We start from the raw sequence: 20,078 nt of genomic DNA, 5'->3' as shown, positions 1-20,078 counted from the left end.
GAAAGGACGTCCGGCCGCCGGGAGCACTCGTGGCGCCCCCGGCGGCCGCCGCTCAGGACGTCCGGCATGTGGGCCGTCCCGTACCACTCCTCGGTACGGGACGGCCCCTCTGCTTATCCTGACCCCCATGCTGACCATCACCCAGGCCCTGTACGACCAGATCGTCGCCCACGCGCGCAAGGACCACCCCGACGAGGCGTGCGGCGTGGTGGCGGGCCCGGCGGGCTCGGACCGCCCCGAGCGCTTCATCCCGATGCTGAACGCGGCGATGTCGCCCACCTTCTACGAGTTCGACTCGGGCGATCTGCTCAAGCTCTACCGCGAGCTGGACGACCGGGACGAGGACCCGGTGGTCATCTACCACTCCCACACCGCCACCGAGGCCTACCCCTCGCGCACCGACATCTCCTACGCCAACGAGCCCGGCGCCCATTACGTCCTCGTCTCCACCGCCGACACCGACGGCCTCGGCGACTTCCAGTTCCGCTCCTACCGGATCGTGGACGGCGCGGTCACGGAGGAGGAGGTCAAGGTCGTGCAGACCTACTGATCTCGCCCACCGGACGAAATCCGTCCGGCATGCGGAATCACACTCCGGGACGCGGGCCGGGAATCGATACGATGAGCCCATGGTTCTTCTCGACGTGAGCGACAAGGCGCCGGGCACGCTGCTCGTGGCGCGGCTGCACGTCGACCTGTGCAGGCTGAACAGCGCCATCTGTTGACCGACCCCGCTGCCGCCGTCCGGCCGTGAGCCCCGGCGCGCCGCCCGGTGCCGCGCGCGCCTGACCGAACCGACGACACCTTCCGACAGGAGCCCTGAGCCATGGCCATCGAGGTCCGCATCCCGACCATCCTCCGCCAGTACACCGACGGTCAGAAGGCGGTGGAGGGCAACGGCGACACCCTCGCCGAGCTGTTCGCCGACCTCGAATCCCGGCACGCCGGCATCCAGGCCCGCATCGTGGACGGCGAGCAGCTGCGCCGCTTCGTCAACGTGTACCTGAACGACGAGGACGTCCGTTTCCTGGACGGCATCAACACCAAGCTGTCCGACGGCGACAGCGTGACGATCCTGCCGGCCGTGGCCGGCGGCATGCGCTGATCGGTCACCGAGCAGCGATGCGCTACGACTCCCCGCTGGCCGCGGTGGGCAACACCCCCCTGGTGCGCCTGCCGCGGCTGTCGCCGTCCCCGGAGGTCCGGATCTGGGCCAAGCTGGAGGACCGCAACCCCACCGGCTCGGTCAAGGACCGCCCCGCCCTGCACATGATCGAGCAGGCGGAGAAGGACGGCCGGCTCACCCCGGGCTGCACCATCCTGGAGCCCACCTCCGGCAACACCGGCATCTCCCTCGCCATGGCGGCCAAGCTCAAGGGCTACCGCATGGTGTGCGTGATGCCGGAGAACACCTCGCAGGAACGCCGGGACCTGCTCGGCATGTGGGGCGCCGAGATCATCTCCTCGCCGGCCGCCGGCGGCTCCAACACCGCCGTGCGCGTGGCCAAGGAGCTGTCCGCCGAGCACCCCGACTGGGTGATGCTCTACCAGTACGGCAATCCGGACAACGCGGGCGCCCACTACGCCACCACCGGCCCGGAGATCCTCGCCGACCTGCCCTCGATCACCCACTTCGTGGCGGGTCTCGGCACCACCGGCACCCTCATGGGCGTCGGCCGCTACCTGCGCGAGCACAAGCCGGACGTGCGGATCGTCGCCGCCGAACCGCGCTACGACGACCTGGTCTACGGCCTGCGCAACCTCGACGAGGGCTTCGTCCCCGAGCTGTACGACGCCTCCGTCCTCACCACCCGGTTCTCGGTCGGCTCCGCCGACGCGGTCACCCGCACCCGTGAACTCCTCCAGCAGGAGGGCATCTTCGCGGGCGTCTCCACCGGCGCCGCCCTGCACGCGGCGATCGGCGTCGGCAACAAGGCCGTCAGGGCGGGCGAGAGCGCCGACATCGTCTTCATCGTGGCCGACGGCGGCTGGAAGTACCTGTCCACCGGCGTCTACACCGCGGCCACCACGGAGGACGCCATCGAGACACTGCACGGCCAGCTCTGGGCGTGACGGCGGGGGATCCGGGCACGCCGGTGGTACGTCACATCTGCACCAGGACATCGGCAGAAAGGCGGACCCCATGCGCCGTACGACACCCCTCGCCCTCGCGGCGGCCGCGCTGATCCTCGCCGGCTGCGGTTCCCAGCAGGGCACCGGGAGCAGCGACAAGGTGTCGGCGCCGCCCCGCGCCGGGACGCCGTCGCCCTCCCGGTCCGCCGGCGGCTGCACCGGCCAGGCGGAGCTGACGGCCGCCGATCACGGCCGTACCGTCTGCGTGACCAGGGGCGGCGAGGTCCGGCTGTCGCTGGACGGCACCCGGGCCCGCCCCTGGAAGCCGGTCACCGCGAGCGGTACGGCACTGCAGGCCGTCAACGCCGGCTTCGTACTCCAGCCGGGTGACGCCACGGCCGCGTACCGGGCGGTCGCCGCCGGCACGGTGGAGCTCAGGTCGTCCCGCCCGCTGTGCGCCGAGCCCACCGCACCGGGCCGGGTGTCCTGCAAGGGCATCGAGGAATGGTCGGTCACCGTCCGGGTCGGCTAGCCCGCCAAGTGCCGTACCTGGTCCCACAGGACCGGGTCGACCACGCCCACCCGGCGGCGGAAGCCGGTCACCGGGACCTCGCGCAGCTCGTCGGTCTGCAAGAAGCTGGGCCGGCCCTGGGCGTCGCCGACCGCGCCGGGCGGCAGCGGGATCACCCCGGAACGCTCGTCGTGGTACTTGCTGGTGATCTTCGCGACCGTGGCCCGGTCCCCGCGCACGGCCAGGACCAGGCAGGGCCGGTCCTTCACCCCGCCGCGGTCCTCGAAGGGGACGTTCGCCCACCAGATGTCCCCGGGCGACGGCCGTACCGCGTGCGCGGTTCGCGCGCCCGGCCGGCCCGGGGGCCGCAGCCGCCGGCCGCCGGGGCGGCGGCCCCGGCCCCAGCCGTCGACGAGCGTGGCCACCAGCGCGAGCAGTACCACCGCCGCGAGCGCGAGCCACCAGGACGTGTCCATACGATGACGTTACCGGCGCGCGCCGCACATCGCGCGCCCTTGGCCGATCCTCGTGCGCCCCAGGTCCAGCCGAACCGGTGACAGCACAGGTGAGTTCGCCCACAACGGCCCCTGGCGGAGGAGCGACCCGTGCTTTCGCGCCTTACGCTCGACGGACCGCACGACCCCCGACAGCCCTCATCCCGAGGGGTCCCCCGTCCCGCCCACAGCTTTCCCGCCAGCGGAGGTTTCTGCTTCATGAAGCTCACCGTCGTCGGCTGCTCGGGGTCGTTCCCGTCCGCGGAATCGGCCTGTTCGAGCTACCTCGTCGAGGCCGACGGCTTCCGGCTGCTCCTCGACATGGGCAACGGCGCCCTTGGCGAGCTGCAGCGCCACTGCGGTCTCTACGACCTCGACGCGATCTTCCTCAGCCACCTGCACGCCGATCACTGCATCGACATGTGCGCGTACTTCGTGGCGCGCTACTACCGCCACGACGGCGGCCGCTGCGCCCCCCTCCCGGTCTACGGCCCCGAGGGCACCGAGCACCGCCTGACCACGGCCTACGCGGACACCCCCTCCGCCTCCTCCATGAGCGAGGTCTTCGACTTCCACACGGTCAAGCCGTCCACCTTCGAGATCGGCCCGTTCACCGTGCACACCGAGCGGGTCCGCCACCCCGTGGAGGCCTACGCCATCCGGATCGAGCACGGCGGGAAGTCCCTGACGTACTCCGGCGACACGGGTGTGACCCAGGTGCTGGACGAGCTGGCCCGGGACACCGACCTGTTCCTGTGCGAGGCCGCGTTCACGCACGGCAAGGAGAGCATCCCCGACCTGCACCTCAACGGGCGCGAGGCGGGGGAGACGGCCGCGCGCGCGGGAGCGCGCCGCCTGGTCCTCACCCACGTCCCGCCGTGGACCGACCCGCAGGTGAACCTGCGGCACGCCCGTGAGGTGTTCGCGGGGCCGGTGGAACTGGCCGCGCCGCGCATCACGTACGAGATCTGACGCCGGACACGCGAAAGGGCCCCGGAACCATCGGTTCCGGGGCCCTTTCGGTGCCTGGGCTACTTCGCCTCGGCCTTCTGCAGTTCCGCCAGTTCCTCGTCCGACTCGCGGCCCGGGGTCGGCAGGTTGAAGCGGGTGATCGCGAAGCGGAAGACCACGTAGTAGACCACCGCGAAGCACAGGCCGACCAGGACCAGGCCCCACGGGTTGCTCGCGATGCCCAGGTTCAGCCCGAAGTCGACCGCGCCCGCCGAGAAGCCGAAGCCGTCCTTCATGCCCAGCGCCCAGGTCAGCGCCATCGAGACACCGGTGAGGACCGCGTGGATCGCGTACAGGACCGGCGCGATGAACATGAAGGTGAACTCGATGGGCTCGGTGACGCCGGTGACGAAGGACGTCAGCGCGAGCGAGAACATCATGCCGCCGACGACCTTGCGGCGCTCGGGCCGGGCGCAGTGGACGATGGCCAGGCACGCGGCCGGCAGCGCGAACATCATGATCGGGAAGAAGCCGGTCATGAACTGGCCCGCGTGCGGGTCGCCGGCCAGGAAGCGTGCGATGTCACCGCTCTTGCCGTGGTACTCGCCCGCCTGGAACCACGGGAACGAGTTGAGCAGGTGGTGCATGCCGATCGGGATCAGCGCGCGGTTGGCGACACCGAAGATGCCGGCGCCGACCGCGCCCGACCCGACCAGCCACTCGCCGAAGTTGTGCAGGCCCGTGCCGAGGACCGGCCAGATGTAGCCGAAGACGATGCCGAGGAGCAGGCCGGCGAAGGCCGACAGGATCGGGACGAGCCGGCGGCCGCCGAAGAAGCCCGCCCAGTCGGGCAGCTTGGTGCGGTGGAAGCGCTGGTACAGCAGGGCCACCACGATGCCCATCACCACACCGCCGAGGACCTTGGCGTCCACCGGGGCGTTCTGCAGCACGACCTTGCCGTCGACGACGGTCGCGACCTTCGGCAGGTTCTTGTCGGTGAAGGTGCCGAGCACGTTCTTGAAGACGAGGTAGCCGACGACCGCCGCGAGGGCCGTGGAACCGTCCGACTTCTTCGCGAAGCCGATCGCGATGCCCACGGCGAACAGCAGCGCCATGTTGTCGAGGATCGCGTTGCCGCCGGCCGCCATGAAGGAGGCGATCTTCGTCAGGAACGTGGGGAAGGAGGGGCGGCCCAGCATGTCCGTGTTGCCGAGGCGCACCAGCAGGGCGGCGGCCGGCAGGACGGCCACCGGCAGCATCAGGCTGCGGCCGATGCGCTGCAGCACCGCCATCGCGCCGGCGCCCTTCTTCTTCTCGGCCGCGGGAGCGGCGCTGGCCGTGGTCACAACTTCCTCCATAGGCAAGGCGCCGCCCGGGAACCATGGAAGGGGACGGCAGCGTCTCTGGTCTACACCACTTGTGGTGTAGACCTGTTGTAGCACGATGAAGGCAGCGTAAGGAACCCGCGAATCCGCTACCGCGGCACTACACGCTGTGCGCCCCCGTGCCCGGTCCGGCCCTGGTCAGCCCTTGGTGACGTCCTCGACCTCGTCCACCGGCTCCCGCCCCGGCGTCCTCAGGTCGAACGCCGTGATCGCGAAGCGGAACACGGCGTAGTAGACGGCCGCGAAGCCCAGCCCGATCGGGATCATCGCCCACGGCCGCGTCGCCAGGCGCCAGTTGATCACGTAGTCGATCAGCCCCGCCGAGAAGCTGAAGCCGTCGTGCGCCCCGAGCGCCCAGGTCACCGCCATCGAGGCACCGGTGAGCAGGGCGTGCACGGCGTACAGCCCGGGCGCGATGAAGAGGAACGAGTACTCCAGCGGCTCGGTGATGCCGGTGACGAAGGAGGTCAGCGCCACCGACAGCATCAGGCCGCCGACCTCCTTGCGGCGCTCCGGCCGCGCGCAGTGCGTGATGGCCAGGGCGGCGGCCGGCAGCGCGAACATCATGATCGGGAAGAAGCCCGAGGTGAACTGGCCGGCGTTCGGGTCGCCCTGGAGGAACATGTTGATGTCGCCGTGCACCACCGTGCCGTCGGGCTTGGTGTAGCTGCCGAACTGGAACCAGATGGGCACGTTCAGGAACTGGTGCAGGCCCACCACCAGCAGCGCCCGGTTGGCGACCCCGAAGAGGCCCGCACCCCAGGAACCCGCGTCCCGCAGCCACCCGCTGAAACCCTCCAGTGCGGCACCGACCGGTGGCCAGACGAACAGGCACGCCACGGCGAACGCGATCGCGACGAAGGCCATGATGATCGGCACGAGCCGGCGCCCGTTGAAGAAGCCCAGCCAGTCCACCAGCCGGGTGCGGTGGTACCGGGCCCAGAAGAACGCCGCCAGCAGACCCATGACGATGCCGCCGAAGACGCCCGGGTTCTGGTAGGTGAACGCCGACACCGTGCCGTCGGGCGCCCGGCAGCCCGTCACCGCGACCCTCGTGCCCGCCGGGCAGGTCCGCGGGAACTGGCGCAGCACGCCGTAGTAGACGAGGAAACCCGCCACCGCCGCGAGCGCCGTCGAACCGTCGGACTTCTTCGCCATGCCGATCGCCACGCCCACGCAGAACAGCAGCGGCAGCCCCAACTGCCCGTCGAGCAGGGCGCCGCCCGCCCCGCTCATCACCTTCGAGACGCCCGTCCACCCCAGGCCGTCGGCGCCGAACACGTCCGGCTGCCCCAGCCGGTTCAGGATGCCCGCCGCCGGCAGCACGGCGATGGGCAGCTGAAGGCTGCGGCCCATCTTCTGCATGCCCTGGAACAGGCGGTTCCAGCGGGTCCTGGCAGGGCTTGCCGGGCTCTGGACACTCATGGGTTTGGCGACCTTCCCCACGGTGGTGTAGACCAGTCGACGGACGGTTCCGCTGTCGTGATCGCCATCATCCGGCACGGACGGCTAGACCGCTCGCGAAGATGGGCCAACTGTGGGTTACTGCGACAAAGCGGTTCGGAGCAGGGAGAAGGAACATGGCCAGCAAGGCTGAGAAGATCGTCGCCGGGCTCGGCGGCATCGACAACATCGAGGAGATCGAGGGCTGCATCACCCGGCTGCGCACCGAGGTGTCCGACCCCGACCTCGTCGACGAGACCGCCCTGAAGGCCGCCGGTGCCCACGGCGTCGTCCGGATGGGCACCGCCGTCCAGGTCGTCATCGGCACCGACGCCGACCCGATCGCCGCGGAGATCGAAGACATGATGTGAGCCCACGGGCTCACCGGCAGGGGCTCCTCCCGACGCGGGAGGAGCCCCTGCGCCGTGTACGGCTAGGCTCATCGCCATGTCTCGCATCGACGGCCGTACTCCCGAACAGCTCCGCCCGGTCACCATCGAACGCGGCTGGAGCAAGCACGCCGAGGGCTCCGTCCTCGTCTCCTTCGGCGACACCAGGGTCCTCTGCACCGCCTCCGTCACCGAAGGCGTCCCGCGCTGGCGCAAGGGCAGCGGCGAGGGCTGGGTCACCGCGGAGTACGCCATGCTGCCCCGCGCCACCAACACCCGCGGCGACCGCGAGTCCGTCAAGGGCAAGATCGGCGGCCGCACCCACGAGATCTCCCGGCTCATCGGCCGCTCCCTGCGCGCCGTCATCGACTACAAGGCACTCGGCGAGAACACCATCGTCCTCGACTGCGACGTCCTCCAGGCCGACGGCGGTACCCGCACGGCGGCCATCACCGGCGCCTACGTCGCCCTGGCCGACGCCGTCGCCTGGGCCCAGGGCAGGAAGCTGGTCAAGGCCGGCCGGCAGCCGCTCACCGGCACCGTCAGCGCCGTCTCCGTGGGCATCGTCGGCGGCGTCCCGCTGCTCGACCTGCGCTACGAGGAGGACGTGCGCGCCGAGACCGACATGAACGTCGTCTGCACCGGCGACGGCCGCTTCGTCGAGGTCCAGGGCACCGCCGAGGCCACGCCGTTCGCCCGCGGGGAACTCGACGCCCTGCTCGACCTCGCTGTCACCGGCTGCGCCGAACTGACCGCGGCCCAGCAGGCGGCACTCGCGGCGAGCCGCGCGTAAAGAGACCTTCAAGGCACCGGGCAACCCGCCGGGCCTCCCCGTCGTCCCTCTGGGTACGGGCGCACCGCTCACCGGCGGGCGCCCGGCCAGCCGTACCAGGGGAGGGAACACCGCCATGCCCGCCAGCCGACGCCGAGGCCGGCTCACCGTCGCCGCCGCCGTGGCGACCGTCGCGCTCACCGCCGGCCTCACCACAGGCTGCGACGCCATGAACAAGGCGCTGGACTGCGTGCAGACCGCCGACGCCATCGCCGACAGCGTCACCGATCTCCAGCAGGCCGTGGAGAACGCCGCGAACGACCCCGCTCAGGTGGACTCCTCGCTGGACTCCATCGACAAGAGCCTGCGCCAGATCGGCGACAAGACGGACGACACCGACGTCAACAAGGCCGTCGACGACCTGCGCAAGGCCGTGGGCAACGTACGGACCGCCGTGAAGAACGGCGACGCCACGCCGGACGTGAGCCCGGTGACGGACGCGGCGGGCGAACTCACCAAGGTGTGCACACCGTAGGACACACCTCCGCCCGGGGCGCACGCGCCCCGGCGAGGCACCGGGGGAGCCGCCGGACCCGCCCAGGGGCCGCCACGATCGGCGCGCGACCCGCCGTGAATGGCCCAGGGCCCGCCACGGACGGCGATGATCGGCGTGCGGCTCGTGATGGACGGCGCGTGGACGGAGACGGACGGCGCCCGGCCCGCGATGGACGGCCCGAGGGCCGCCGTGAACGGCGCGCGGGCGGCGGTGCGGTCAGTGCTCCTCGTCCTCCGGCCGCCACCGGCGTCTGCCGCGCCGGTTCTCCTCCCGGTGCGCCCGGTGCGACTCGTGCCGCGTATCCCGGTGGGTGCGATGCAGCGCGCGCTACTCCTCGCGTACCGCCCGCTCCCGCTCGTGCCGTTCCTGCCGGCGCTCCTGCCTCTCCAGCCGGCGCTGCTCCTTCAGCCGGCGCCGTTCGGCGCGCGGGAGCTTGCGCTCCACCCCGACACCGCCCCAGAAGGCGAAACCGCCGATGACCACCCGGGGGGCGCCCGGCTCCGGCGGGGCATCGTCCCTGGGGTGCTCGAAGGCGCCCATCACGCCGACACCCCGGACGACGACCTCCACCCCGGGCGGCACGACGACCTGCACCCCGCCCATGACGGCCACGCAGTTGATCACGACCTCGCGGGCGGCGAAGTCCGCCTCGCGCAGGTCGATCTCACCACCGCCCATGAAGGTGAAGCAGGAGAACCGCCGCGGCACCGTCCAGCGGCCCCGGCGCTCGAACCCCGACAGGATCGCCACCGCCCCCGTCGAGGACCCCTCGCCTCCGGTGATCCGGCCCGCCCAAACCCCGTCCCGCACCGGCTCCTTGACGAAGGACACCGCAGCGGCACCGGACGCCGGCAGATCGCGGGTCAGCGGCGCCAGCTCGCCGTACGTGCGCGCCGTGTAGGCCGCCTCCAGGCGCTCGTCGAACTCCGCCATGTCGAGCCGGCCTTCGGCCAGGGCGTCCCGCAGGACCTCGGCGACCCGCTCACGGTCGGCGTCGGACGCCCGGAGATCCGGGGCTGCGTCGTCGCTCATGACAGCAGCCTACGAGACCGCCTTCCCGGCGTACATCCTGGCGATGACCGCCTCGATGTCCGGCTCCCGCACCGACAGGTCCACCAGCGGGTAACGGTCCGCCAGATGGGCCACCAGCGGCGCCGCCGACTGCCCCGCCGGGAACGCCAGCCACTGCCGCGGCCCCTCCACCCGCACCACCCGCGCCGACGGCACCTCGACCGGCGGCAGCTCCCGCTCCAGGTCCACCACCAGCGTCCGCTCGCTCTCCCCGGCCTCGTGCAGCCCCGCCAGCGCACCGTCGTACACCAGCCGCCCGTGGTCGATCACCATCACCCGGGAACACAACTGCTCGATGTCCTGGAGGTCGTGCGTGGTCAGCAGCACCGTCGTACCCCGCTCGGCGTTCACCTCCCGCAGGAACTCCCGCACCCTGGCCTTCGACACCACGTCCAGGCCGATCGTCGGCTCGTCCAGGTACAGCACCTCCGGATCGTGCAGCAGCGCCGCCGCGATGTCCCCGCGCATCCGCTGCCCCAGCGACAGCTGCCGCACCGGCACGTCCAACAGGGCACCCAGCTCCAGCAGTTCCACCAGCCGGTCCAGGTTCTCCCGGTAACGGGCGTCCGGGATCCGGTACATGCGGTGCGCCAGCCGGTAGGAATCGATCAGCGGCAGATCCCACCACAGCGTGGTCCGCTGCCCGAACACCACCCCGATCCGGTGCGCCAGCCGCGACCGCTCCCGCGCCGGATCGATGCCCGCCACCCGCAGCCGGCCGGCACTCGGGGTGAGGATCCCGGTCAGCATCTTGATCGTCGTCGACTTCCCGGCACCGTTCGGCCCGATGTACCCGACCATCTCCCCACGCGCCACACCGAACGACAGCGAGTCCACCGCCCGCACCTCGCGCCGCTCCCGCCGCAGGAACCCGGTCTTGCGGCGCACCTCGAAGACCTTCTCGACCTGCTCCAGGACGATGAAGCCGTCCCCTGCGGTGAACTCACCCACGCTCAGCTCCCTGTACTGCGGTACGAACGAAGTCCCGCCCGCCAGGCCAGCCCCGCCAGCGCACAGCACGCCACCGCCACCAGCGGCGGGGCCCACGCCAGCCAGAGCGGCAGCTCCAGCGGGTACGGCCGCCCCAACACGTACGTGGCGGGCAGCCAGTTGACGAAGGCCAGCGGCAGCACGAAGGTCACCCCGCGCACCAGCTCCTTCGCGAACACCGTCGGCGGATACTGCAACAGCGTCGTACCGCCGTACGTGAAGGCGTTCTGCACCTCCGAGGCGTCCTGCGCCACGAACTGGAACGCCGCCCCGGCCACGAACACCGCGCAGAAGATCCCGCAGCCGCTCACCACCGTCACCGGCATCAGCAGCAGCCGCTCCGCCGTCCAGTGGATGTCCACCCGGCTCAGCGACCAGCCCAGCACCAGCGCCCCCTGGGTCACCCGGCCCAGCCGGCGCAGCGCGAACCGGTCGGCCGCCACCTGCGCCAGCACCGGCGCCGGCCGCACCAGCAGGGTGTCCAGCGTGCCGTCCCGCACCCGCCGGCCCAGCCGCTCCATCGACCCGATCAGCAGGTCGGCCAGCCCGAAGGAGACCGCCGACAGCCCGTACAGGAACGCCACCTCGGGCAGCGGGTAGCCGCCCAGCGCGTCCACCCGCGAGAACATCAGCATGATCGCCACGAAGTCGAGGAACGTCGCCGCGAAGTTCCCGAACGTCGTCATCGCGAAGGACGCGCGGTAGGCCATCGTGGACCGCATCCACATCCCCGCCACCAGCAGATACGTCCGCACGCCCTCGGCCGGCCGGTGCCCGGTGCGCTCAGCCACCCTGCACCACCACCCGGCGCGTCGCCGCCGACTGCACCAGCCGGCCCGCCCCCAGCAGTGCCACCGCCCACGCGGCCTGGAAGAGATAGGTGGGCAGCGGGTCCGCGTGCCCCAGCAGGATGTCCGCCGGGGCCTGGAGCAGCGAGGACCAGGGCAGGGCCCGTACGACCTCGCCGAGCGCGCCCGGGAACACGTTCAGCGGCAGCAGCATGCCCGAGCAGAAGAAGCCCAGCAGCCACGCCATCTGCACCACACCGGTGCCGTCCAGCAGCCAGAACGCGCTCAACGCCACCAGGTAGCGGATGCCGAACCCGACCAGCATGGCCAGCGCCACCGCGACGAGGAACGCCGCCCAGGTGCTCGCGTCGGACGGCAGCGACACCGGGAAGCACAGCGCCCCGAACACGAACGGCACCAGCCCCCGGCCCAGCAGCTGGAAGAACGCCCGGCCGAGGTCCGCCGCCAGCCACCACAGCTGGAGATCGGCCGGCCGGTACAGGTCGATCGCCACGTCCCCCGTACGGATGCGTTCCATCAACTCGTCCTCGACCCCGCCACCCCCGATCGCCAGGGTCGACAGGAACGCCTGCCCGAGCCAGACGTAGGTCACCGCCTGCGCCTGGTCGTACCCCCCGAGATGCGGCTTCTCGTCCCACAGCGCGCGATACGTGTAGACGAGGATCAGGCCGAAGACGGTGTTCGTGAACACCCCTGCCGCAGTGGCGGCACGGTAGGTCGCGTACCGTCGGAACCCCCCTGCCGCGACGGCCGCGTACAACCGTCCCGCGCCCACGCCAGTCGACCTCCTCGGACTGCTCGACACCGAAGCGCAGGAGCCTAGTCCGGAGGCCCGGCGGACGGCCACGCGTTTTCCGGCCGGAAGCGTGCCGGAATCCGGGAACGGAACGCCGGGTGCGAGAGTCTTCAAACAGGGGGAGCGCAGAAGCGTACGAGGCGTACGGGAACGTACGACGCGAAACAGGAGTCCGTGCACGAGATGAGCGACGAGCCGCAGCCGCAGCAGCCGAACGACGGCGGGGCACCGAAACGGCCGCTGCCGGCTGAAGGGCCCGGCACCCCGGGGGGCCGCAAGCCGCACACACCCGCCCCCGCCGACGAACGGCGGGAAACCACCGGGAGCCGCCCCCGCCACCCCGCCCGTCCGGCACAGCCCGACAACACCGACGGCCGGACCGGCGCGCCCGGCTCGGGCCCGGCGTCCCAGGACGGTTCCGGCGCGGCCTCGCGTGATCGTTCCGGTGCGGCGGGATCCGGCCGCGCGGAGGCGGAGGCGGGGGCGCAGGACCGGACCGCCTCCATGGCCCGGGCCCGCCAGGCGGCCCGCGGCGGCCGCACGGAGCAGACGGGCGCTGCGGGGCACGCCGGGGACGCGGCCGCCGCAGGCGCCCCGGCGCCGGCTCGGAGCCCGGCTTCCGGCGGCGCCTCGGCGTCCGGGCGCGGTGCGGGCTCCGGTGGTGCTCCTGCGTCCGGCCGTGGTCCGGCTTCGGGCGATGCTCCGGGAGCTGGGCGGGGCCCGGCCTCGGGGGGTGCGTCCGCGTCCACGTCCGGGCGTGGCTCCGGTTCCGCGGCCTCGGCGTCCGGCCGTGCTCAGGCTCCCGGCGGGGGTTCGGCGTCCGGCCGTGGTCCGGGGGCCGGCGGTGCCGCGGCCGGCGGTGCGGCTTCGGCCGTCGGGGAGGGCCCCGGCACCGCCAAGGGACCCGGTGGCAAGAAGCCGGCCGGTTCCGGTGGCCCCGCCGAGCAGCCGGCCGAGAGTACTCAGGTGCTCCGGCGTGTCACCCCGCCCAAGGGGCCGAAGGCCGGTGAGGCGCCCGAGACCACGCAGGTGCTGCGCCGGGTCGCGGCGCCCCGCTCCGGCGCGGCGCCGGACTCCGCCGCCCGCAACCCTCGTACCCCCGGCCCCACCGTCCCCCGCCCCGCCGGCCCGAACGGCACGGCCGGGACCGGTGCCGGTACCGCCTCCTCCCCGGCCGCCGCCCGCGCCGCCCGTGCCGCGCGCGCCGCCGGTACCGCTGCCGCAGCCGGCGCCACCGCCCAGGCCGCCAAGGGTGCCGCTGCACCCGCCGCCGGCGTCCCCGCCCAGGCCGCCAAGGGTGCCGCTGCACCCGCCGCCGGCGTCCCCGCCCAGGCCGCCAAGGGTGTCACCGCATCCGCATCCGCAGCCGGCGCCGGCGCTCGGACCGGCAAGGGCGCCACCGCCACCGCATCCGTCTCCGCCGAGGACAAGACCACCGTTCTCGCCGCAGCCGACGGCGACACCGCCGGAGGCAACGGCAACGGCAAGGGCAACGCCAAGGCCAAGGACAAGAAGGGCAAGCGGCCCAAGCGGACCGGATGGCGGCGGATACTGCCGACGTGGCGCATGGTGCTCGGCACCTTCGTCATCGGCGTGCTGCTGCTCTTCGGGCTGTTCTACCTCGGCTACTCCATGGTGAAGATCCCGCCGGCCAACGCCTTCGCGACCAAGCAGAGCAACGTCTACCTGTACGCCGACGGCTCCCAGCTCGCCCGCGACGGCGAGGTCAACCGCGAGAACGTCAGCCTCGCCCAGGTCTCCAAGGACGCCCAGCACGCCGTACTGGCCGCCGAGGACCGCGACTTCTACACCGAGTCGGCCATCGACCCGAAGGCCATGCTCCGCGCCGGGTGGAACACCGCGACCGGCAAGGGCAAGCAGTCCGGCTCGACCATCACCCAGCAGTACGTGAAGAACTACTACCTGGCCCAGGAACAGACGGTCACCCGCAAGGCCAAGGAGTTCTTCATCTCCATCAAGCTCGACCAGAACAAGTCCAAGGACCAGATCCTGGAGGGCTACCTCAACACCAGCTACTTCGGCCGCAACGCCTACGGCATCCAGGCCGCCGCCCAGGCCTACTACGGCCGGGACGCCGCCGACCTCGACCCGGCCCGCGCCGCCTACCTCGCCGCGCTCGTCAACGCGCCGAGCGAGTACGACGTCGTGGCCCACCCCGAGAACAAGAGGGCCGCCGTCGCCCGCTGGAACTACGTCCTCGACGGCATGGTCACCAAGGGCTGGCTGAGCGAGTCCAAGCGCACCGGCATGAAGTTCCCCATGCCCAAGGAGCAGACGATCTCCACCGGCATGTCCGGCCAGCGCGGCTACCTCGTCGAAGCGGTCAAGCACTACCTGACCACCAACAACATCATCGACGCCGACCACCTCGCGGCCGGCGGCTACCGCATCACCACCACCATCCAGAAGAAGCGGCAGGACGCCTTCGTCAAGGCGGTCGACGACCAGCTGATGTCCAAGCTGGACAAGAAGAACCGCAAGGCCGACACCTTCGTCCGGGCCGGCGGCGCCTCCGTCGACCCCAAGACGGGCAAGGTCGTCGCCATGTACGGCGGCGTTGACTACGTGAAGCAGTACACCAACGGCGCCACCCGCGGTGACTTCCAGGTCGGCTCCACCTTCAAGCCGTTCGTGTTCACCTCCGCCGTGCAGAACGGGTCCACCACCCAGGACGGCCGCACCGTCACCCCGAACACGGTGTACGACGGCACCAACCAGCGCCCCGTCCAGGGCTGGAGCGGCGGCGCCTACGCCCCCGAGAACGAGGACCAGCGCTCGTACGGCCAGATCACCGTCCGCAAGGCCACCGACCTGTCGGTGAACTCCGTGTACGCGCAGATGGCCGTCGACGTCGGCCCCGCCAAGGTCAGGCAGACCGCGATCGACCTCGGCATCCCCTCCGACACCCCGGACCTCCAGCCGTACCCGTCCATCGCCCTCGGCACCGCCACCGCCAGCGTCCTCGACATGGCCGAGGCCTACGCCACGCTCGCCAACCACGGCAAGCACGGCACGTACACGCTCGTCGAGAAGATCACCAAGGAGGGCACCGAGCAGGTCAGGCTGCCCGACGAGCCGGCCAAGCAGGCCGTCGACCGGGAAGCCGCCGACACCACCACCTCCGTCCTGCAGAGCGTGGTGCAGAGCGGTACCGCCACCGCCGCGCAGGCCGCGGGCCGGCCCGCGGCCGGCAAGACCGGTACCGCCGAGAGCGACAAGGCCGCCTGGTTCGCCGGCTACACCCCCGACCTGGCCACGGTGGTCTCCGTCATGGGCCAGGACCCGGTCACAGCCAAGCAGCAGCCGCTGTACGGGGCCCTCGGCCAGGCCCGGATGAACGGTGGCGGTCCGCCCACCCAGATCTGGGCGCAGTACACGCGCGACGCGCTGAAGGGCAAGCCGGCCGCCGACTTCGACCTCCAGCTCGAACAGGGCGCCGACCAGATCCAGGAACCGCCCGCCAGCAGCACCGCCACGCCCGGCACCGACGGCGGCGGGAACGACGGCGGCGCGACCGCGACCCCGACCGACGGCGTCACGGCCACCCCCACCACCGGCGGCACCACCGGCACCCCGACCACCGGCGGCGCGACCACCGGCGGAGGCGCCACCACCGACGGAGGTCCGACCACGGACGGCGGCGCGGCCAACGGCGGTGACACGACCGGCGGAGGCCCGACCACCGGCGGCGGCACCACGGGCGGCGGGACACCCGGCGGCGGCACGGCCACCGGGGGCGGAACACCGGGCGGCGACACGACGGGTGGCGACACCTCCGGTGCCGACACCGGCACCGGAGGCTTCCCCGGCACCTAGCCGGCAGCCGGCAGTCAGTGGCCGCTGGTCGCCTTCAGCCCCACCACGGCGACCAGCAGCAGACACACGAAGAAGATCCGGGCGGCGGTGACCGGCTCACCCAGCACCACCATGCCGAGCACCGCCGCCCCGGCCGCGCCGATCCCCACCCACACGCCGTACGCCGTACCGATGGGCAGGGACTTCGCGGCGTACGACAGCAGCACCATGCTCGCGACGATGCCGGCGCCGGTGAACACACTCGGGACCAGCCGGGTGAAACCCTCGCTGTACTTCATCCCCACCGACCAGCCGACCTCCAGCAGACCGGCGACGACGAGCAGAACCCAGGCCATGACAGGCACCTTCCGAGACGTGACGGCTCTTCTCCGGTGCGTCGTCTTTGCCTTCGACCCGGTACGGCGCGTCTCGTCGGGTTCCTTCCGAACCTAGCAAGAACACGACGGAGAGGGCCGGTGACCATCGTCACCGGCCCTCTCCATCGCGCGTCCCTACAGGTACAGGCCCGTGGAGTCCTCCGACCCCTCGAACCGGTCGGCGGCCACGGCGTGCAGATCGCGCTCGCGCATCAGCACGTACGCCACGCCCCGTACCTCGACCTCCGCCCGGTCCTCCGGGTCGAACAGGACACGGTCGCCGGGCTCCACCGTCCGTACGTTCTGGCCGACGGCGACGACCTCGGCCCAGGCCAGCCGCCGCCCCACCGCCGCGGTGGCGGGAATCAGAATGCCGCCCCCCGACCGCCGCTCGCCCTCACCGGTCTCCTGCCGCACGAGAACCCGGTCGTGCAGCATCCGGATGGGAAGCTTGTCGTGGTGGGGAGTGCTGTGCTCGTTTCTGTTGGCGCTCACGGCTCGAACCTACCTGCCCCGGTCAGTCCCTGCGCCGCCGGGCCCCGAGGGCGAGCAGCCCCACGACCCCCACGACGACGAGCGCGACGGGCACGACCCGTTCCAGACGGGGCGCCCCCTCTTCATCCACGAACCGGGCCCGCACCTCGGTGACGGCTCGGTTGACCTGCACATACGCCCGCCCGACCGTGTGATCGGCATGGGCGATCACCTTGGCCTTGGCATCCCCGACGATGGTCTTCGGATGCACCCGCACCCCGATCTCGTCGAGCGTCTCGGCCAGCACTTCACGGCGGCGCCTGATGTCCGCCTCGATCTGCGCCGGGGTTCTGGTGTCCGACGTGTCCGCCACCGTACGGCCTCCGAAGTCTCTGATGCTGTTCCGAACAGTTTGTCAGCTCCGGGCCGCGCCGCACCGCAAGGCCCCCCGGTTACGCTGGCCCGATGAGCGAGCGACTCCAGCCGGGGGACGTGGCCCCCGCCTTCACCCTCCCCGACGCCGACGGCACCGAGGTGTCCCTGTCGGACCGCAAGGGCCGCAAGGTCATCGTCTACTTCTATCCAGCCGCCCTTACCCCCGGCTGCACCAAGCAGGCCTGCGACTTCACGGACAACCTGGAACTCCTGGCCGGCGCCGGCTACGACGTCATCGGCATCTCCCCCGACGCCCCGGAGAAGCTGGCGAAGTTCCGCGAGAAGGAGTCCCTGAAGATCACCCTCCTCGCCGACCCGGACAAGAAGGTCACCGAAGCCTACGGCGCGTACGGCGAGAAGAAGAACTACGGCAAGACCTACCTGGGCGTCATCCGCTCCACGATCGTCGTGGACGAGGAGGGCAAGGTGGAACGCGCCCTCTACAACGTCCGCGCCACCGGCCACGTAGCCAAGATCATCAAGGACCTGGGCATCTGACCCACCCCCACCCACCACGACGGCCCGCACCGGAATCCCCCCGGCACGGGCCGTTCTCCACGATTCCGGGCGTGACTGTCCGATAGTCGGTTCGTTGCTCCATGCGGGCTGCGAACTCGTGCCCGGAACGGAGAAGGACCGATGGGGAAGGCCGGCGCATACACCAGGGAGCGGCTGGAAGAGGCGGCCCGGGGAGCGCGAACGTTGTCGGAGGCGATGGAGAGGCTGGGGGTGGAGCCGCGGAGTCCGAGGCGCGACTACATCAGGCGGCGGATGAAGAAGCTCGGGGTCGATACGTCGCACTTCGAGCGGGAGGGAGTGAAGTGGACGCGCGACGTTCTTGAGCCGGTCGTCGCGGTATCCGTCAGCATCAACGAGGTCGTGCGTCGCCTCGGGCTCGACTCCGTGGGCGGTCACCAGGCCAACATCGCCCGGCGGATCAAGGCGTACGGCATCGACACCTCGCACTTCACGCCGGTGGTTCGAACCGAACGGATGCGGCACAACCGGCGCCGGCGAACGCCCGAAGAGATCCTTGTCGAGAGCACGTCGGTGCATGCTCCGCGCATCCCGAGTCAGCGACTCAAGAGGGCCATGAACGAGCTGGGCGTGGAGGAGCGCTGCGCCCTGTGCGGTACCGAGCCGGTCTGGCTCGGCGAGCGACTCGCACTTGAGGTCGACCACGTGGACGGCAACTGGCGGAACAACCGCGTCGACAACCTGCGGCTCCTGTGCCCCAATTGTCACTCGACCACCGACACTTACCGAGGGCGTGGCAAGAGCCGGGCCCGGGCGGCTGCCGTATGAGCGGCGGAACGCAGTACACGCGCGAGCGGTTGGCCCAGGCAGCCGCGCAGTGCTCGGACCTCGACGAGGTCATCGCTTTCTTCGGCACCCGGCCATACGGCCACCTGCGGAGATACCTCGTGAAGCGATTCGCCCACTTCGGCATCGACATCTCGCACTTCTCACCCACCGGCAGGCAGGCGCGCCCCGCGCCGGAGGAGCTGCGGGCGGTGGTCGAAGAGGCGGTGTCCATCGCCGAGGTGCTCCGCCGCATCGGTCGTCCGAACAACGGCGGTCAGCGCGCGATGCTCGGCAAGTGGATCGCCGAAGACGGCCTCGGCACCTCCCACTTTCTCGGCCAGGCACACCAGCGGGGGAAGCCGGGCAGGCATGCCAAGCGGCCGGAAGCCGTCCTGGTGCGGCACGAGCGCGGGCACCGGATCGCGACAGAACGCCTCCGGCGTGCACTCCGCGAGGTGGGCGCACCCGAGCAGTGCGCCAGGTGCGGGGTCGGCCCTGAGTGGCGCGGCAAGCCGATGACCCTGGAGATCGACCACATCAACGGCGACTGGCGCGACAACAGGCGGGAGAACCTGCGGCTGCTGTGCCCCAACTGCCATGCGATCACGAGTACCTGGTGCAGGGGCGGCCGAAGGCGGCGAGCAACTCCCGGTACGATGGCAGGCGGCTAGCGGCGGTGGCGCAATGGCGACGCAGCAGACTTAGGATCTGTGGCCCTTGATCGGGCTTGAGGGTTCGAATCCCTTCCGCCGCACAAAGACGACCTGCGAATCGAAGGGTGACTCGCAGGTCGTTTCATGCCCTCAGCCCAGCAGCTCCCGTACCACCGGCACCAGCGCGCGGAACGCCTTCCCCCGGTGGCTGATCGCGTTCTTCTCCTCGGGGGTCAGTTCGGCGCAGGTGCGCGTGTCGCCGTCCGGCTGGAGGATCGGGTCGTAGCCGAAGCCGTTCGTGCCGGCGGGTGCGTGCCGCAGGGTGCCGGGCAGCCGGCCCTCCACCACCCGTTCCGTGCCGTCCGGGAGGGCGAGCGCCGCCGCGCAGGCGAAGTGGGCGGCGCGGTGTTCGTCGGCGATGTCGGAGAGCTGGGCCAGGAGCAGCTCCAGGTTGGCCTGGTCGTCGCCGTGGCGGCCGGACCAGCGGGCGGAGAAGATGCCGGGCGCGCCGTTCAGGACGTCGACGCACAGGCCGGAGTCGTCGGCGACGGCGGGCAGCCCGGTGGCCTGGGCGAGTGCGTGGGCCTTGAGCAGGGCGTTCTCGGCGAAGGTGACGCCGGTTTCCTTGACGTCGGGGACGTCGGGGTAGGCGTCCGCGCCGACGAGCTCGTGGGGGAGCCCGGCGTCGGCCAGGATGGCCCTCAGCTCGGTGATCTTTCCGGCGTTGCGGGTGGCGAGGATCAAGCGGGTCATGCCGCCAGTATTCCTCGCCTCCCGG

At 71.5% G+C, this 20,078-nt stretch carries 24 protein-coding genes, 1 tRNA gene and 1 riboswitch; of the genes, 14 read left to right on the top strand and 11 right to left on the bottom strand.

The window, feature by feature from the left end:
• Positions 1–127 precede the first annotated feature (127 nt).
• From IG05_RS0133150 to IG05_RS0133130, 5 genes are all read left to right on the top strand, one after another.
• Entirely contained in the window at positions 128–550 is a 423-nt protein-coding gene (locus IG05_RS0133150; protein ID WP_030347758.1) for a Mov34/MPN/PAD-1 family protein, read from the top strand.
• A gap of 79 nt (positions 551–629) precedes the next feature.
• Positions 630–725, top strand: coding sequence for a putative leader peptide (locus tag IG05_RS50330; RefSeq protein ID WP_019065921.1), 96 nt, complete (start codon positions 630–632; stop codon positions 723–725).
• Between the two features lie 101 nt (positions 726–826).
• The gene (locus tag IG05_RS0133140) at positions 827–1,105 is read left to right on the top strand and encodes a MoaD/ThiS family protein (RefSeq protein WP_030347757.1); all 279 of its coding nucleotides are present in this window, start codon (positions 827–829) and stop codon (positions 1,103–1,105) included.
• 17 nt (positions 1,106–1,122) lie between these two features.
• Positions 1,123–2,073: a PLP-dependent cysteine synthase family protein gene (locus IG05_RS0133135; protein ID WP_030347756.1), complete on the top strand. Its 951-nt coding sequence runs from the start codon at positions 1,123–1,125 to the stop codon at positions 2,071–2,073.
• 70 nt (positions 2,074–2,143) lie between these two features.
• Entirely contained in the window at positions 2,144–2,605 is a 462-nt protein-coding gene (locus IG05_RS0133130) for a hypothetical protein (RefSeq protein WP_030347755.1), read from the top strand.
• Here the strand turns inward: IG05_RS0133130 and IG05_RS0133125 are convergent.
• On the bottom strand, positions 2,602–3,060 hold the full coding sequence (locus IG05_RS0133125; RefSeq protein WP_030347754.1) for a type II toxin-antitoxin system PemK/MazF family toxin: 459 nt from the start codon (positions 3,058–3,060) through the stop codon (positions 2,602–2,604). The genes IG05_RS0133130 and IG05_RS0133125 overlap by 4 nt on opposite strands.
• A 237-nt stretch (positions 3,061–3,297) precedes the next feature.
• On the opposite strand from IG05_RS0133125, the gene IG05_RS0133120 reads away from it, so the two are divergent.
• The gene (locus IG05_RS0133120) at positions 3,298–4,050 is read left to right on the top strand and encodes an MBL fold metallo-hydrolase (RefSeq protein ID WP_030347753.1); all 753 of its coding nucleotides are present in this window, start codon (positions 3,298–3,300) and stop codon (positions 4,048–4,050) included.
• Positions 4,051–4,109: 59 nt separating this feature from the next.
• On the opposite strand, the gene IG05_RS0133115 is transcribed toward IG05_RS0133120, so the two are convergent.
• On the bottom strand, positions 4,110–5,375 hold the full coding sequence (locus IG05_RS0133115) for a PTS transporter subunit EIIC (protein WP_030347752.1): 1,266 nt from the start codon (positions 5,373–5,375) through the stop codon (positions 4,110–4,112).
• Positions 5,376–5,552: 177 nt separating this feature from the next.
• A complete protein-coding gene (locus IG05_RS0133110) occupies positions 5,553–6,839 on the bottom strand; it encodes a PTS transporter subunit EIIC (RefSeq protein ID WP_030347751.1) in 1,287 nt (428 codons plus the stop codon).
• 155 nt (positions 6,840–6,994) lie between these two features.
• Between IG05_RS0133110 and IG05_RS0133105 the strand changes: the two genes are divergently transcribed.
• From IG05_RS0133105 to IG05_RS0133095, 3 genes are all read left to right on the top strand, one after another.
• Entirely contained in the window at positions 6,995–7,228 is a 234-nt protein-coding gene (locus IG05_RS0133105) for a glucose PTS transporter subunit EIIB (RefSeq protein WP_030347750.1), read from the top strand.
• A 76-nt stretch (positions 7,229–7,304) separates the two neighbouring features.
• Complete coding sequence (gene rph, locus IG05_RS0133100; RefSeq protein ID WP_030347749.1) at positions 7,305–8,039, top strand: ribonuclease PH; 735 nt, start codon at positions 7,305–7,307, stop codon at positions 8,037–8,039.
• Positions 8,040–8,154: 115 nt separating this feature from the next.
• Positions 8,155–8,553, top strand: a complete 399-nt coding sequence (locus IG05_RS0133095; RefSeq protein ID WP_030347748.1) for a hypothetical protein — start codon at positions 8,155–8,157, stop codon at positions 8,551–8,553.
• Positions 8,554–8,901: 348 nt separating this feature from the next.
• Here the strand turns inward: IG05_RS0133095 and IG05_RS0133090 are convergent, their stop codons facing one another.
• The 4 genes from IG05_RS0133090 to IG05_RS0133075 are packed head-to-tail and all read right to left on the bottom strand — an operon-like array spanning position 8,902 to position 12,219.
• A complete protein-coding gene (locus IG05_RS0133090; protein WP_030347747.1) occupies positions 8,902–9,606 on the bottom strand; it encodes a DUF1707 SHOCT-like domain-containing protein in 705 nt (234 codons plus the stop codon).
• A gap of 9 nt (positions 9,607–9,615) precedes the next feature.
• Positions 9,616–10,596, bottom strand: a complete 981-nt coding sequence (locus tag IG05_RS0133085) for an ABC transporter ATP-binding protein (protein ID WP_051790523.1) — start codon at positions 10,594–10,596, stop codon at positions 9,616–9,618.
• 2 nt (positions 10,597–10,598) lie between these two features.
• Entirely contained in the window at positions 10,599–11,426 is an 828-nt protein-coding gene (locus IG05_RS0133080; protein ID WP_234336116.1) for an ABC transporter permease, read from the bottom strand.
• Entirely contained in the window at positions 11,419–12,219 is an 801-nt protein-coding gene (locus IG05_RS0133075; RefSeq protein WP_030347744.1) for an ABC transporter permease, read from the bottom strand. The genes IG05_RS0133080 and IG05_RS0133075 overlap by 8 nt, the downstream gene beginning before the upstream one ends.
• 987 nt (positions 12,220–13,206) lie before the next feature.
• Here IG05_RS0133075 and IG05_RS0133070 point away from each other — a divergent pair.
• A complete protein-coding gene (locus IG05_RS0133070; RefSeq protein WP_030347743.1) occupies positions 13,207–16,077 on the top strand; it encodes a transglycosylase domain-containing protein in 2,871 nt (956 codons plus the stop codon).
• A 14-nt stretch (positions 16,078–16,091) separates the two neighbouring features.
• Here IG05_RS0133070 and sugE read toward each other — a convergent pair whose 3' ends face one another.
• From sugE to IG05_RS0133055, 3 genes are all read right to left on the bottom strand, one after another.
• On the bottom strand, positions 16,092–16,412 hold the full coding sequence (gene sugE / locus IG05_RS0133065) for a quaternary ammonium compound efflux SMR transporter SugE (RefSeq protein WP_030347742.1): 321 nt from the start codon (positions 16,410–16,412) through the stop codon (positions 16,092–16,094).
• 35 nt (positions 16,413–16,447) lie between these two features.
• A riboswitch (guanidine-III (ykkC-III) riboswitch) is annotated at positions 16,448–16,518 on the bottom strand.
• Positions 16,519–16,568: 50 nt separating this feature from the next.
• Positions 16,569–16,928, bottom strand: a complete 360-nt coding sequence (locus tag IG05_RS0133060; protein WP_014672972.1) for a GroES family chaperonin — start codon at positions 16,926–16,928, stop codon at positions 16,569–16,571.
• A gap of 22 nt (positions 16,929–16,950) precedes the next feature.
• Complete coding sequence (locus IG05_RS0133055; RefSeq protein WP_030347741.1) at positions 16,951–17,280, bottom strand: DUF3618 domain-containing protein; 330 nt, start codon at positions 17,278–17,280, stop codon at positions 16,951–16,953.
• Between the two features lie 92 nt (positions 17,281–17,372).
• On the opposite strand from IG05_RS0133055, the gene bcp reads away from it, so the two are divergent.
• The 4 genes from bcp (at position 17,373) to IG05_RS0133035 (ending at position 19,401) form a co-directional block, all read left to right on the top strand.
• Positions 17,373–17,840, top strand: coding sequence for a thioredoxin-dependent thiol peroxidase (bcp, locus tag IG05_RS0133050; RefSeq protein ID WP_030347740.1), 468 nt, complete (start codon positions 17,373–17,375; stop codon positions 17,838–17,840).
• A gap of 141 nt (positions 17,841–17,981) precedes the next feature.
• Positions 17,982–18,647, top strand: coding sequence for an HNH endonuclease signature motif containing protein (locus IG05_RS0133045; protein ID WP_030347739.1), 666 nt, complete (start codon positions 17,982–17,984; stop codon positions 18,645–18,647).
• Positions 18,644–19,318, top strand: a complete 675-nt coding sequence (locus tag IG05_RS0133040; RefSeq protein WP_037815130.1) for an HNH endonuclease — start codon at positions 18,644–18,646, stop codon at positions 19,316–19,318. Before IG05_RS0133045 ends, IG05_RS0133040 begins: the two co-directional genes overlap by 4 nt.
• A tRNA-Leu gene (locus tag IG05_RS0133035) sits at positions 19,318–19,401 on the top strand. Before IG05_RS0133040 ends, IG05_RS0133035 begins: the two co-directional genes overlap by 1 nt.
• A gap of 49 nt (positions 19,402–19,450) precedes the next feature.
• Here IG05_RS0133035 and rdgB read toward each other — a convergent pair.
• Positions 19,451–20,053, bottom strand: a complete 603-nt coding sequence (gene rdgB / locus IG05_RS0133030; protein WP_030347737.1) for an RdgB/HAM1 family non-canonical purine NTP pyrophosphatase — start codon at positions 20,051–20,053, stop codon at positions 19,451–19,453.
• Positions 20,054–20,078 lie beyond the last annotated feature (25 nt).

The organism is Streptomyces sp. NRRL S-1022, from assembly GCF_000720135.1.
Lineage (GTDB): Bacteria > Actinomycetota > Actinomycetes > Streptomycetales > Streptomycetaceae > Streptomyces.
This window is presented reverse-complemented; position numbering and strand designations above follow the sequence as displayed.